This window comes from Streptomyces sp. CLV115 (assembly GCF_038448545.1).
Lineage (GTDB): Bacteria > Actinomycetota > Actinomycetes > Streptomycetales > Streptomycetaceae > Streptomyces > Streptomyces sanglieri.
Window position 1 is genome coordinate 1 of record NZ_JBCEWQ010000026.1, and the last position, 13,483, is coordinate 13,483.

Consider the following 13,483-nt stretch of genomic DNA (forward strand, 5'->3'; position numbering starts at 1 on the left):
GGGATGGGCCTGTCGGTCGGTGCGCCCGGCGGTGTGTCGACCGGCTCGCCCGGCGGGGCGTCGACCGGGCCCTCGGCCGCGGCGTCGGCCGGGGCATCCACCGGGGCGCCGACCGGGGCGTCGGCAGGACCCTCGGCCGGGCCCTCGGAGGATGCGGGCACCGATCCGTCCGCCGGTTCCTCGATCGGACGGCCGGAGGCGACCGCCTCCCGTGCCCGTGCCCCCTGCTCCGCCACCGCGGCCGCCAGCGCCTCCGGCAGCCAGCCGCCCTTCGCCATGCCCGCCGCACCCTCCAGGGCCAGCTCGGCCGCCACCGTTCCGGCGCTCGGCCGGTCGGCCGGGGCCTTCTCCAGGCAGCGGGCGACCAGGTCGCGCAACTCCTCTGGAACCGCGCCGAGTTCGGGCGCGGTGCGGGCGATCCGCTCGGCGCCCTCGGCGGCCGGACCGTCGGCGAGCGGGGTGGTGCCGGTCGCCGCGTACGCCAGCAGCAGGCCCAGCACGAAGAGGTCGGAAGCCGGTCCGGGCTCCTCGCCCGCCACCTGTTCCGGAGTCAGATAGCCGAGCCGTACGGACAACTGGCCGCCGGGCCGGGCCTCGGCGGCGGCCGCCGCGCCCAGCGGGCCGAACGCGGTGAGACGCGGTCCGTCCCCGGCGAGCAGCACCGTCCGGGGAGCGAGGCCCTGGAGCACGGCTCCGGTGGCGTGCGCCCGGGAGAGGGTCTCGGCGATGCCCGCGCCCAGTATCCGCACCGCACGCTCGGGCAGCGGTCCGGTGGTACCGATCGCCTCGGCGAGTGTCAGTGCGGGTACGTACGGGCCCGCGGTCCACAGCAGGTCCTCGTCCGGGGACTCGTCCGCGGCGTCGCTCGGGGTGTCGTCCGCCACGGCCGGCTTCGGCCGGGCCCGGTCGCCGGTCAGCCGGTCCGCGGTGTCGGCCTCCGCCTGGAAACGGCGCCGGAAGGCGGGCAGCGCGGCGAGTTCGGGCCGGGCGGCGGTGATCACCACCGCGTCCGGCGCGGTCGCGGCGTGCGCGAGGTACTGAACGGCGCTCGCGGTCTCGCGCAGCCGTGCCAGCACGGTGTACGGGCCGAAGCGGCGTGGATCGTCCTGACGCAGCGCCTCCATGGCGCACCCCCCTCGCTGACCGTGCCAGAGCACCGGAGCGTCGATCTTAGACCGAGTGGCCCGCCTCCCCACCCTGCCCCGTACCCTCAGTCCGGCTTCGACCAGGGCCACTTGGGGCTGTGCCGCTCGCGGCCGCCGGGGGCGTACTCGTACACCCAGCCGCGCGGCAGCCCGAGCCGCTTGCTGTGACCGGCCGGAACCCTGCGGTACGCGTACACGGTGGCCGGCCTGCCGTCGGCGGCCGGCACCGGGACCTCGTACCACTTCGGCGGATGTCCGGTCGGGCCGACGAGGACGGGCAGTACCCGCCCGTCCAGGGGGCCGCCCGTGAAGGCGGTGTTCTCGCTTCGCACGCCTTCAGTCTGACCGATCAGCTCTCGGGGAGCAGATGGGCCGCCTCGCCGAGCACCGGCACCAGCCGCTGTGCCAGCCGCCCCGCCGGACCCCCGGCGGTCTCCAGCGGCAGCAGCGCCGCCACCGCCGAGGCGGTCTCCCGGTCCGTCGCCGCCGTGGCGGCCAGCAGCACGATCAGCTGGTCCACCAGCCAGTCGCGCAGCTCCGCCGCGTCGGGCCGCTTCCCCTCGTCCAGCCAGATCAGCGACGCCGCCTCGACGGCCGCGATCCAGGTGCGCACCATCATCCGCAGCCTGGGGCCCGGCGCCGTCCCCTCCCTGCCCAGGTGCAGCAGGATCTGCTCGGCCGCCGCCCGCCGCACCTCGTCGACGATCGCCGACGTGCGGGAGGTCTCGACGACACAGCCGCCGCGCAGCAGCGCGCTGAAACCGGTGTCGTGCTCGTCGACGAAGGCGAGGTAGCGGTCTAGCACCCGCGTCACCCGCTCGGTGGGCGGGCCCACCGGCGGCTCGCCGAAGCACAGGATCAGCTGCTCGGCGGCGGACCTCAGCGCCGCCTCGTACAACTGCTGGCGCCCGCCCGGGAAGTAGCGGTAGACGAGCGGGCGGGACACCCCGGCGACCGTCGCGACCTCGTCGAGCGAGACCTCGTCGGGGGCCCGGTGGGCGAAGAGGGTGAGGGCCGCACCGAGGAGCTGGGTGCGGCGCTCCTCGACGCTCAGCCTTCGGTACGCGCGGGCCGGCGGCGCGGTGGCGGCAGCAGAGGTCATGCGTCAAAGCCTAGGGCCTCTCGTTCGGATCGGGCCGGGCCCGTCCTGACGAAAGACCCCGAGCGAGCCGCGCCCCGGGGCGGCCGGCTCAGGCCAGCAGACCCGAGCGCTTCCACAGCCTGCGCCCCACCCCGTTCAGCACCCCGATGTCGTCGAAGAAGTCCGTCAGCCGCTTCGCGCCCGACTGCATGACCTCCGCCCGGTGGCCGCTCGCCTTCACCTGGGCGACGGCCTCGTGGCGGTCCAGGCCGACGTTCTCGTACACCCGCGGGTTGACGAAGCAGACCGAGAAGACCCGGGCCGCCTCGCCGCAGCTCAGCCGGGTCAGCTCGCGCTCCCAGCGCGGGGCGGTCACCATCTGGCGGCGCAGCTCCTCGCGGGCGTAGCGAACGTGTCGCGCCTCCTCGACGACATGGATGCGGGTCACGCCCCGCACCAGCGTCTGGACCCGCTCGTCCGGGAAGGTCAGCCGCTGCATCCAGTCGAGGATCTCCTCGCCGAGCAGGGTCGCGGCGAACGAACCGGGGGTGGTGGAGACGGTCTTCAGTACCCGCGCGAGGTTGTGATAGACGCGCGGCACCGGATAGTCGGGCGTCCCGCCCCAGGTGATCATGCGGCCGAACATCATCGAGTGCCGGCACTCGTCGGCTATCTCGGTGAGCGCGTAGCGGACGTGGTTGCTGGTGACCGGCCGGTCGTAGATGTGCCGGACCAGCAGCTGCATGAGGATGATCTCGAACCAGATGCCCAGTGAGGCCAGCGACGCCGCCTCGTGCCGGGACAGGTCCATCCGCTGTTCCTCGGACATCTTCCGCCACAGCGGGGTGTCGTAGAGCGAGACCAGCTCGGGCGGCCAGAACCACTTGCCGTCCTCGATTGCCGCGTCCCAGTCGAGTTCCTTGTCCGGGTCGAAGGAGTGCTTGGCCGAGGAGTCGAGCAGCCGCTCGGCGATCTGTTCGCGGTCCCGGAGCGGGCCGAGCGCGTCGCGCAGCAGCTGGACGTCGAGTTCGGTCACTGGGGTCATGGCTGGAGGCACCTCACACCTGGGTTACCGACGGTCACTCCTTATGAGACTCCTCGTCAGTAAGGCCGTCAATCCCTGGCGCACGACTTGTTGACCCGGCGTCTACCAACGTGTGAACCTGCCAACTGACGCAACCGCCAAGGGGATTGCCGAAACATGCCAGGCGAAGGAGCCGTCCGTGTCGACACACGACCTCTACACCACCGCCCCCGACGCACCCTCGTGGCGGGTACCCGCCTCCGGCGCCGCCCGCTTCAGCTGGGACTACGACGACGGCCGCGAACGCCTGCTCGCCCTCTACCAGAAGGGCAAGGACAAGCAGTGGGACGGCAACAAGCGCATCGACTGGTCCCTGGAGGTCGACCCCACCGACCCGCTCGGCACCCCCGACGAGGCCCTGACCCTGTACGGCACCCCGCACTGGGCGAAGATGACCGAGAAGGACCGGGGCGAGCTGCGCCGGCACTACACCTCCTGGCAGTTCAGCCAGTTCCTCCACGGTGAGCAGGGCGCCATGGTCTGCGCGGCCAGGATCGTGGAGTCCGTCCCCGACCTGGACGCCAAGTTCTACTCCGCGACCCAGACCATGGACGAGGCCCGGCACGCGGAGATATACGGCCGGTTCCTGCACGAGAAGGTCGGGATGCTCTACCCGATCAACGACAACCTCCAGGGGCTGCTCGGCGACACCCTGCGCGACTCCCGCTGGGACATGCCCTACCTCGGGATGCAGGTCCTCATCGAGGGGCTGGCGCTGGCCGCCTTCGGCATGATCCGCGACACCACCACCAAACCGCTGCCCAAGCAGATCCTCGCGTACGTCATGCAGGACGAGGCCCGGCACGTCGCGTTCGGGCGGATGGCGCTGCGCGACTACTACAAGCAGCTGAGCGACGCCGAACTGCGCGAGCGCGAAGAGTTCGTCATCGAGGGCTGCTACCTGATGCGGGACCGGCTGAGCGGTGTCGAGGTGCTGGAGAACTTCGGCATCGCCAAGCAGGAGGCCAAGGACCTCTCCGAGCACTCGGAGTTCCTCCAGCTCTTCCGCAAGCTGCTGTTCAGCCGGATAGTGCCGTGCGTCAAGGACATCGGCCTGTGGGGCGAACGGCTCCAGAAGGCCTACGTCGACATGGGCGTCTTCGACCTCGGCGACTCCAACCTGGACCTGCTGATGGCCCAGGACGAGGAGATGGCCGAACAACTGGACCGGGACCGCTTCGCGGAGGAGGAGCGGGCCCGGGTCGCCGAGGTCGAGGAGGCGATAGCGCAGGGCGGGCCGGGCGCGTCCGGGGACCGGTGAACCGAAGCGGTGGCGGGAGCCGTCGAGCCGAACCCACCGGGGTCGAATTCGCGTTCGCATGTGTGACGTACCGTGGTGCCATGAGCATGCCGCCGCAGCCGCCCCAAGGCCCGTACGGACCTCCCCAGCCCCAGGGGCCGTACGGACCTCCGCAGTCACAGCCCCCGTACGGCTCTTACCCGCAGCAGCCCGCGTACGGGCCTCCGCAGCAGCAACTCCCGCCGCAGGGAGCATGGGGGCAGCCCGGGGTTCCCGGACAGCCGGGGGTGCCCGGATGGCCCGGCGCGCAGCCGCCGAAGAAGAAGCGGACCGGACTCGTCGTCGGGATCACCGTCGCCGTACTCGCGGTGGTGGGCGGTCTCGGCTTCGCCGCCTTCAAGCTGATGGACATCGGCAAGTCGGTCGCCGACGGCGGGTTCCCGCCGTCGGAGTACCGGCTCACGGCCGAGCAGAAGCTGCTGGACGGTGAGTTCACGCTGACCACCGACATGTCGCGGGACAAGGGCAAGGAGATCGAGAACACCTACGACCCCAGCATCCGGAACCCGAAGGCGGTGGTCGCGCAGTACACCTCCGCCAAGGGCGGCGCGCTGGTGCTGTCGGGGATGTGGGGGCAGCTGAAGAGCCCCGAGTTCGCCCGGCGCAAGATGCTCTCGGGGGCCGCGGAGGCGGACGGCGCGACCCTTGCCGTACCGGCCAGGAAGTTCACCCCCGACGGATACGGCATCACGGTCGAGTGCCAGGTCCTGCAGCAGAAGACGAACGGCACGACGACCAGCTTCCCCATGTGCGCCTGGGGCGACGGGAACACCGGGGCCATGGTCGCCGTGATCACGCCCGAGACCGCGGTGAAGGCTCCCGACGCCATCGACCTGACGCAGCTGGCGGCGGACACCGCCAAGGTCCGGTCCGAGGCGCGCAAGCCGATCGGCTGACCGGCCCGCGGCCCGCGGCCCACGGTGGGCGGCGGGCCGGGCGCCGCAAGGCCTCCGCGCCGCCGCGGTACGGTCAGCCGCCCAGCGCCGCCGCCATGACGGAACGGGCGATCGGGGCCGCGCTGCCGCCGCCACTGATGTCCGCCCGGTTCGCCGCCGCGTCCTCGACGACCACCGCGACCGCGACGGCCGGCTGCGCCGAACCCGGCTCCTGCGCCCAGGAGATGAACCAGGCGTACGGGCGGCCCGAGTTGTCGATGCCGTGCTGGGCGGTGCCGGTCTTGCCGCCGACCGTGACCCCGTCGATCGCGGCATTGGACCCGGTGCCGTTCTCCACGACGTCCACCATCATCTCCCGCAGCTGCATCGCCGTGCGCGGGTTCATCGCCCGGTGGTAGGTGTGCGAACCGTTCTGGTGGACGGTCGTGGAGCCGCGGGTGGTCGTGCGGTCGACCAGGTAGGGGTGCATGAGGTCACCGCCGTTGGCCACGGCGGACGCCACCATCGCCATCTGGAGCGGGGTCGCCGTCGTGTCGAACTGCCCGATCGACGACAGCGCCAGCTGGTCGTCGGTCATCTCGGTGTCGAAGTTGCTCTTCGCCACGCCCGAGGGGATCCGCAGCCCGGTGTCGTTGAAGCCGAACTTCCCTACCGCGTCCACCATGCCCTTGAGGCCGACCCGTACCCCGAGGTCCGCCATCACGGTGTTGCAGGAGACCCGGATCGCCTCGGCGAGCGAGGCCTTCTCGCAGCCCCGCGACTCGTTGGGCAGCGTGGTCGACGTGCCCGGCAGCACATACGGCGACGGGGTGCCGGTGTCCGCGTCGGGATCGGTGACGACCTCCGCGTCGAGCGCCGCCGCCGCGGTCACGATCTTGAAGGTGGAGCCCGGCGGATAGGTCTGCCGGATCGCCCGGTTGAGCATCGGCAGGCTCTTCGACGCGTTCAGCCGCTCCCAGGCGTCGGTGACGGACGGGCCGGTGCCCGAGAGCAGGCCGGGGTCGTACGAGGGGGTCGAGACCAGCGCCAGGATCTTCCCGGTGGACGGTTCGACGGCGGCGACCGCGCCCCGCCGGCCGCCGAGCCCCTCGTACGCGGCCCGCTGCATCGAGTCCTTGACGGTCGTCACGACGTTGCCGCTGGGCTGCCGGCTGCGGGTGATCTCGTTCCACAGCGGGAACGGGGCGAGCATCGGATCGGTGCCGGACAGGACGGAGTCCTCGGCGTTCTCGATCAGGGTCGTGCCGTACGTCTGCGAGGCGTAGCCCGTCACCGGCGCGTACAGCGGGCCGTTGCGGTAGGTGCGCTCGTACTTGAGCTGTTCGCCCGTGTCCTTCGAACCGGTCACGGACCTGCCGCCGACCAGGATGTTGCCGCGCGGCTGGTCGTAACGGGCGATCGTGAGGCGGCGGTTGGCGGGGTTGTTGTCCAGGCTGTCGGCGTCGAGGACCTGGATCCGGGCGGCGTTCAGCAGCAGCGCCACGAGCAGCACCAGCAGGAGCGCGGCGGCCCGCCGGATGTAGCGGATCACCGCTCGTCCCGCGCGATCGGCGCGATGATGCCGGTCTCCACCTGGCCGGGCTGCGGTCTTCGGGCCAGATCGCTGACCCGGATCAGCAGCGCCACGATGATCCAGTTGGTGACGACGGACGAACCGCCCTGGGCGAGGAACGGCATCGCCATGCCGGTCAGCGGGATCAGCCCCATCACCCCGCCCGCGATCACGAACACCTGGAGCGCCAGGATCGAGGCGAGACCGATCGCGAGCAGCCGCCCGAAGGGGTCGCGCAGGGCGAGCCCGGCCCGGTAGCCGCGTGCCACCAGCAGCGCGTACAGCAGGAAGATCGCGGTCAGCCCGGTCAGTCCGAGCTCCTCGCCCGCGGTCGCCAGGATGAAGTCGGACTTGGCGGCGAAGCCGATGAGGATGGAGTGGCCGAGGCCCAGCCCGGCCCCCAGCATCCCGCCCGCGGCGAACGCGAACAGCGACTGGGCCAGCTGGCCGGGCCCCTGGCCGGCGTCGATGGAGGCGAACGGGTCGAGCCAGTCCTGGACCCGGCTGTGCACATGCGGTTCGAGGGAGCCGACGACGAACGCGCCGACCGCCGCGAGCAGCAGGCCCACCGCGATCCACCCGGTCCGGCCGGTGGCCACGTACAGCATGATCACGAAGAGGCCGAAGAAGAGCAGCGAGGTGCCCAGGTCGCGTTCCAGAACCAGCACGCCGACGCTCAGCAGCCAGATCGCCACGATCGGGCCGAGCACCCGGCCGGTGGGGAGCTGGAGCCGCCAGATCCGGCGGCCGGTGTAGGCGAGCGCGTTGCGGTTCGCGGCGAGGTACGCGGCGAAGAACACCGCGAGCAGGATCTTGGCGAACTCGCCCGGCTGGAAGGAGAATCCGCCGACCCGGATCCAGATCTTGGCGCCGTTCACCGCCGGGAAGAAGATCGGCACGATCATCAGGACCAGCGCGGTGGCGACCGAGAGGTACGCGTACCGCTGGAGCACCCGGTGGTCGCGCAGCAGGACCACCACCGCGATGAACAGCGCCACCCCGAGCGTGGACCAGACCAGCTGGGTGGGGGCCGCCTGGTCCCTCGGCGTCTCCAGGTCGAGCCGGTAGATCAGCACCAGGCCCAGTCCGTTGAGCAGTACGGCGATGGGCAGCAGCAGCGGATCGGCGTACGGGGCGCGTAAGCGGACCGCGAGATGGGCGAGGAGGGCGAGCAGCCCGAGGCCCGCGCCGTAGCCGGCCACGTCGGGCGGGACCGCGTTGTTCTTGGCCAGGCCGACGGCGGCGTAGCCGTAGACGGAGATGAGGACGGCCCCGATCAGGAGCAGCAACTCGACTCCGCGCCGCTTGGGCAGACGTAGATCGGGCGGGGGCGAGTCCGCCGTCGTTGCGGTCATGCCAGGAAACGTAGCAAGAGCTGGTGGCTATTTCCCTTATGTCGTAGCAGGTATGTCCGGCGGTGCGGCGGCGGACGGCCGGCCGCGGTCCGGGGGCGGTCGGTGTGCGGTGGTGGACGGTGCGAGGGGTGGCCGGTGTGCGCTCCGGCGGTCCGTCACTGCTCCCGGCCGGGCGCGGACTTCGTGCCGGTGCCGGTGCCCGTGCCGGATTCCGGCGTCCCGCCGTCCGGGCCGGTGTGCTCGGGCAGTGTCACCTGGGCCACCGCCCCGCCGTCCCGGGCGTTGCGGAACTCCAGACCGGCGCCGATCACCTCCGCCTGCCCGGCGGCGATGGTCAGCCCGAGTCCGTGCCCCTTGCCGCCGGGTTCGGTGCGGAACCGCTGCGGGCCGTCGGCCGGCAGGTAGTCGGGGAAACCCGGGCCGTGATCGCGTACGGTCACCACCGGCCCGTCGACCGTCAGCACCACCGGGGGCCGGCCGTGCTTGTGCGCGTTGGCGATCAGATTGCCCAGCACCCGTTCCAGCCGCCGCCTGTCGGTCACGACGCGTACGCGCGCGGCGCCCGCCGAGGGGCCGACACGGATCGCGGTGCCGGTCCCGGACGCGCGCACCACCCGCTCGACCAGCGGCACCAGTTCGTACACATCGAGATCGACCGCTTCCGTACGGGCGTCGAGCCGGGAGATCTCCAGCAGGTCCTCCGTCAGCGCCCGCATCGCCCGTACCCGGTCCCGCACCAGCTCGGACGGCCGTCCCGGCGGCAGCAGTTCGGCGGCGGCCGAGAGGCCGGTCAGCGGGGTGCGCAGTTCGTGCGCCACATCGGCGGTGAAACGCTGCTCGGTCTGGAGCTTGCGCTGGAGCGTGGACGCCATCGTGTCCAGCGCCCCGGCGACGATCGCGACCTCGTCCTGCGGGCGCGAGGGGTCCGCCGTACGGGGGTCGCGGACCCGGGCGTCGAGGTCACCGGCGCTGATCCGGCGGGCCACCCGGGCCGTCTGGTGCAGCCGCCGGGTGACCCGGGTGACCGCGAAGACTCCGACCAGCAGGGTGGCGCAGATGGCCAGCAGGGAGGAGACGAGGATCGCCCCGTCGAGGCTGTCGATGGTGCGGGCGCTCTGGGTGTAGTCCACCTGGGTGGCCAGCGCGCGGCCGTCCGCCGGGCCCGCCGCCCACATGGCCGGACGCCCGTCGTGCTCGCCGACGAGCGTGCCGCGCCGGCCCCCGGCGGCCAGCGCGCGCAGGGCGGCCGGCAGCCCGGGCGGATCGATGCCGGAGCCCGGCGGCAGCGCCTCGCCGGTCTCGTACGCGGCGGTGACGTCCGTCAGCCGGGACAGGGCCTTCTCGCGGGCCCGGTCGACGGTCTCGTGAGTCACCCCGGCGTGCACCAGCGCGCCCAGCAACGCGGCCAGCGCGCAGCACATCACGGTGAGGAAGACGGCCGACTTCCAGGTGAGCGTCGCCGCCCAGGCCGGCACCCGGGGGCGCCGCCACCGTGCTGCCCGTCCGCTTCCGCCGGGGCCCGGCCGTCTCACCGGCGCTCCGCGGAGATCCCGGCGGACGGTGCCGCGGTGGGGGAGACGGGCGCGGCGGTCGGCCGGGTGGGCGGTGCGGTGGCCGAGGGGCTCGGCCGCTGCGCCCGGGACGACGGGATCCGCTGGATCTCGTCCTGGGTCGGCAGCATCGCCCGCTGCCGGGCGTCCCAGGACCAGGCGGTGCGGTACTCGTACCCGGTGATCGCCGAAGGCGCCCGCATGATCAGGTCCCGTCCGGCCAGCTCGACGCTGATCACCGCGTCCGAGGTGGACAGGATCCGGGTCAGCCCGCCCGACTGAGGCATGTAGACCCGTACGGAGAGCTGGTGGTCGGCCAGCCGGATGCCGAGCACCATCTCGTCCCTGCCGTCGCCCGTCAGATCACGGAAGTAGGGCCGGAGCACCGGACAGGAAGCCGGTTCGGTCCGGCAGGCGTTGATCTGCTTCACAGTGTCGGCGGGCAGGTCTGCCGTGCCGCTGGACCGGGCGGGCCGGGCCGTCAGTCCCGCCCGCACCACCGCCACCGGATCCAGCCGGTGCACATCGCCGTCCGGCATCTCGATGCCGGGGATGCGCGCGGTCTCGCCCTCGCCGTAGTCGTACGGGGCGGCCGAGGCGGGCGGCAGCCAGGGCCAGAGCCTGGCGGGCCCCACCGCGTCCGGGGTCCGTCCGGCGCTCCGCAGCCCGCCGCCGCTGCCGCAGCCGGTCAGCAGCGCCAGGCCGGCGACGGCCCCGAGGGCCACCGCCGTGCGGCACCGTACCCGGCGACGCGGACGCATGACTCTCCCTTCCGGAGGTCCAGTTCTCATGACCTTATTCGGAAGGGAGTCCGTTATGCCCGTTCATATTCGAATAATGTTTATTCGGTGCGCTCCCGCTGAGGTGCCGATCAGCCCTGGTACGGGTTCTGGCCCTGCCCGTTCGGCGCGTAACCCGGCCGGCCCTGCTGCTGTCCGTACGGATTGCCCTGCTGGGCGGCCGCGTGCTGGGCCAGCAGCTGTTCGGCCTGCTCCTTGGGGATCTGCTGCTCACCGCCGCAGAACGTGCACTGGGTCGCGAACTTCGTCGAGAAGGGGAAGAGCGGCACGAAGAACAGCGTGAACTTCGTGACCCTCTTGCGCAGCGTGTGCGCGGCCGGGTTGCCGCACCAGCCGCAGACCAGCGTCAGTATCGCCAATTGGTACAGATAGCCGCGCGTACCGAAAATGATCATGTTGTGGATCCCTTCCCCGTGTCCCGCAGAAGCGCCTGCCTGCAGAGCGCCAGCAGCTGTTCGTCCTCGTATGTGTCGTGGCTGCCGAACACGCCGTCCATCGCGTTGTGACGGCGTACGGAGGTGAGTTCGGCGCGCAGTACGCGTGCCGCATCCGACCCTGCACCAGCGGCACCCATCCGCGCCAGGCCTTCCGCCACCCGGATGCGCACATGATGGTTCTTCTCCCAGTCCGCCAGGAGCACCGGCACGGACTCCTGGGCCCGCCCGGACACGTCCCACAGCGCGATCGCCGCGTCCACCCGCAGCCACTGTTCGCCGTGGCCCAGCAGCGCCCGCAGCCGGGGAGCGACCACCGCGGCCCGCACCCCCAGCCCGCCCAGCGCGTTCACCGCCGACCGGACCTCGTGCACCCGCTCCGCCCGCAGCCCCTCGATCAGCACCGGCAGCACGGCATCGGCGTCACCCTCGACCGCCCACAGGGCCTTCGCGATCTCGGTCGCCGGGGTGGCCCCGGGGCTCCGCAGCAGCGCCCGCAGCTCGGGCAGGACACCGCGCGCCGCCGGCCCGAACGAACCGAGCGCCCGCAGCGCCTCGGTACGCAGCCACTCGCCCCGGTACTCCGGCGCCCCGCGCAGCACCCGCAAGACCTCCGGCAGCGCCTCGTCCGCCCGCAGCGCGGCCAGGCCGGTGAGCAGCGGGCCCGCCCGGTCGTGCAGCCGCCCGTCCAGCGGGACCTCGCCGAGCCGGCGGCGCAGCGCCCCGGCCAGCGGGGCCGCCGCCGCCCCCAGGAAGCCGATGGCGAAGCCCACGTCGTGCGGCACCTCGGGCCGCTCCAGCGCGGCGGCCAGCGCGGGCACGGCGCGGGCGTCGCCCAGCCGGGCCAGCGCCTTCACCGCACTGCCCAGCGCCGGCGGCCCGCTCGGCCAGTCCTGCACCCAGGCCCCGGGATCCGCCGCCACCCGTGCCGCCAGCGCGTCCGCGGCGGGCGCGGCGAGCCCGAAGAGCTCCTCCAGCACCTGCGAGGCGGCCTCGGCCAGCCGTGGCTCGGGGGTGGCGAGCTGCTCACCGACCAGCCGGACGAGCTCCTCGTACGAGCCCCGCCAGGTCCGGATCAGCCCGCTGCACATCCGCAGCGCGTCGATCCGCTGTCTGCGGTCCGGGCTGCGCAGCTGATCCGTCAGCAGCGCGGTCCGCTCGGCGACCCGGTCGTCGAGCCCGACGTGCAGGGTGCGCAGCAGGTCCGCCGTCCAGGGAGCGGTGGGCACCGGGGCCTCCTCGTCGGGCAGCGCCCGCAACCGGCCCACCCGGGCCACCGGCGCGACCCGCTCCTCGGCGGGCGGCTCCCCGGCCGCGTCCGGATACGCGTCGACGGCCGCGACCGCCTCGGCCGAAGCGGCCGCACCGCTCTGCGCGTCGACCGCGGGGGCGGTGGCGGACCGGCGCGCGGGTACCGAGCGCAGCTGCCGCAGCAGCCCCGTCACCACCCGCACGACATCGCCGGGCAGCGCGTCCGGTGCGCACCGGGCCAGCTGGGCCAGCGCGGCCAGCCGCAGCCCCGGCCAGAACCCCTCGCCGGCCAGCCTGCTCAGCCACGCCGCCGCCTGACCGGCCAGTGCCCGGTGGCGCAGGGCGACCCGCCCCGCGGCCTCCACCAGGGCGAGCCGCACCTCCTCGTCCGGCTCGATCGGCAGACGCTCCCGCAGCAGCGCGAGCACCCTGTCCGGATGGCCGTGCAGCGCGGCGAGCGCCAGGGGCGCGTTGAGCCGTACCCCCGGGTCCTCGTCGGCCATCAGCTCGAAGAAGACCCCGGCGCCCGCGGTGACGGCGGTCGCCGCCATCGCGTAGTTGGCCGCGCCCTCGATCTCGTCCTCGTCGATCTCGGCCTCGTCGTCCTCGTCCAGATCGATACCGCCGATGCTGGTGAGAAGTTCGACGATGCTGCCCCGGTCCTGGATGCCCGGATCCACGACCAGCTCGAAGAGAAAAGGAATGCTGGCCAGCGTGCAGGCGTACACATCACCCTGGTGGTGAACCGCCCCGTACATCCCGTCCAGCGCCGCCTCGCGCTCCGCCGGATCCGCGGACGCGAGACCCCACAGCATCGCAGGCACATCACCGGCCGGCCCGTAGGCGTGCTCCATCGAGGCCCAGTCGACCTCATCGATCCCTGCGAACACCCCATCGCCTCCCCACGCATTTCAACGAAGCAGTGTCTGCGAGGAGTGTGCACCACCGGTCGGACGATCCGCCCGCCACATGCGGTCTTTTCCTGGCGAGCATGACAAAGGGACGTGCCATGCGCTATCGGCGGACCGTCGAGAA

At 72.7% G+C, this 13,483-nt stretch carries 12 protein-coding genes; 2 read left to right on the plus strand and 10 right to left on the minus strand.

Annotated features, from left to right (window positions below; all coding sequences use genetic code 11):
• The 4 genes from AADR41_RS12315 to AADR41_RS12330 form a co-directional block, all read right to left on the minus strand.
• The coding region (locus tag AADR41_RS12315; RefSeq protein WP_446751022.1) for a protein kinase domain-containing protein at positions 1-1,124 on the minus strand (1,124 nt) is incomplete at its 3' end.
• 86 nt (positions 1,125-1,210) lie between these two features.
• Positions 1,211-1,477: a hypothetical protein gene (locus AADR41_RS12320; RefSeq protein ID WP_342281408.1), complete on the minus strand. Its 267-nt coding sequence runs from the start codon at positions 1,475-1,477 to the stop codon at positions 1,211-1,213.
• A gap of 17 nt (positions 1,478-1,494) precedes the next feature.
• Positions 1,495-2,247 (minus strand): TetR/AcrR family transcriptional regulator, encoded by a 753-nt coding sequence (locus AADR41_RS12325; RefSeq protein WP_342281409.1) that lies wholly within the window; start codon positions 2,245-2,247, stop codon positions 1,495-1,497.
• Between the two features lie 88 nt (positions 2,248-2,335).
• On the minus strand, positions 2,336-3,271 hold the full coding sequence (locus AADR41_RS12330; RefSeq protein WP_342281410.1) for an AurF N-oxygenase family protein: 936 nt from the start codon (positions 3,269-3,271) through the stop codon (positions 2,336-2,338).
• Between the two features lie 178 nt (positions 3,272-3,449).
• Between AADR41_RS12330 and AADR41_RS12335 the strand changes: the two genes are divergently transcribed.
• Complete coding sequence (locus AADR41_RS12335; RefSeq protein ID WP_342281411.1) at positions 3,450-4,571, plus strand: ferritin-like domain-containing protein; 1,122 nt, start codon at positions 3,450-3,452, stop codon at positions 4,569-4,571.
• A gap of 80 nt (positions 4,572-4,651) precedes the next feature.
• Entirely contained in the window at positions 4,652-5,506 is an 855-nt protein-coding gene (locus AADR41_RS12340) for a hypothetical protein (RefSeq protein ID WP_342281412.1), read from the plus strand.
• 73 nt (positions 5,507-5,579) lie between these two features.
• Here the strand turns inward: AADR41_RS12340 and AADR41_RS12345 are convergent, their stop codons facing one another.
• From AADR41_RS12345 to AADR41_RS12370, 6 genes are all read right to left on the minus strand, one after another.
• Complete coding sequence (locus tag AADR41_RS12345) at positions 5,580-7,037, minus strand: penicillin-binding transpeptidase domain-containing protein (protein ID WP_342281413.1); 1,458 nt, start codon at positions 7,035-7,037, stop codon at positions 5,580-5,582.
• The gene (locus AADR41_RS12350; protein ID WP_342281414.1) at positions 7,034-8,413 is read right to left on the minus strand and encodes an FtsW/RodA/SpoVE family cell cycle protein; all 1,380 of its coding nucleotides are present in this window, start codon (positions 8,411-8,413) and stop codon (positions 7,034-7,036) included. The genes AADR41_RS12345 and AADR41_RS12350 overlap by 4 nt, the downstream gene beginning before the upstream one ends.
• Before the next feature lie 155 nt (positions 8,414-8,568).
• Complete coding sequence (locus AADR41_RS12355; protein ID WP_446751023.1) at positions 8,569-9,888, minus strand: ATP-binding protein; 1,320 nt, start codon at positions 9,886-9,888, stop codon at positions 8,569-8,571.
• Positions 9,889-9,941: 53 nt separating this feature from the next.
• Positions 9,942-10,724, minus strand: a complete 783-nt coding sequence (locus AADR41_RS12360) for a hypothetical protein (RefSeq protein WP_342281415.1) — start codon at positions 10,722-10,724, stop codon at positions 9,942-9,944.
• A gap of 110 nt (positions 10,725-10,834) precedes the next feature.
• Positions 10,835-11,158: a zinc-ribbon domain-containing protein gene (locus AADR41_RS12365; protein WP_342281416.1), complete on the minus strand. Its 324-nt coding sequence runs from the start codon at positions 11,156-11,158 to the stop codon at positions 10,835-10,837.
• Positions 11,155-13,338: a PBS lyase gene (locus AADR41_RS12370; protein ID WP_342281417.1), complete on the minus strand. Its 2,184-nt coding sequence runs from the start codon at positions 13,336-13,338 to the stop codon at positions 11,155-11,157. Before AADR41_RS12370 ends, AADR41_RS12365 begins: the two co-directional genes overlap by 4 nt.
• Between the last annotated feature and the right edge of the window lie 145 nt (positions 13,339-13,483).

What these genes read in the sequence shown, in the direction of transcription:
- AADR41_RS12325 (WP_342281409.1), bottom strand. Translation starts at nt 2,247, where the DNA reads ATGACCTCTGCTGCCGCCACCGCGCCGCCGGCCCGCGCGTACCGAAGG.
- AADR41_RS12330 (WP_342281410.1), bottom strand. Translation starts at nt 3,271, where the DNA reads ATGACCCCAGTGACCGAACTCGACGTCCAGCTGCTGCGCGACGCGCTC.
- AADR41_RS12340 (WP_342281412.1), top strand. Translation starts at nt 4,652, where the DNA reads ATGAGCATGCCGCCGCAGCCGCCCCAAGGCCCGTACGGACCTCCCCAG.
- AADR41_RS12350 (WP_342281414.1), bottom strand. Translation starts at nt 8,413, where the DNA reads ATGACCGCAACGACGGCGGACTCGCCCCCGCCCGATCTACGTCTGCCC.
- AADR41_RS12360 (WP_342281415.1), bottom strand. Translation starts at nt 10,724, where the DNA reads ATGCGTCCGCGTCGCCGGGTACGGTGCCGCACGGCGGTGGCCCTCGGG.
- AADR41_RS12365 (WP_342281416.1), bottom strand. Translation starts at nt 11,158, where the DNA reads ATGATCATTTTCGGTACGCGCGGCTATCTGTACCAATTGGCGATACTG.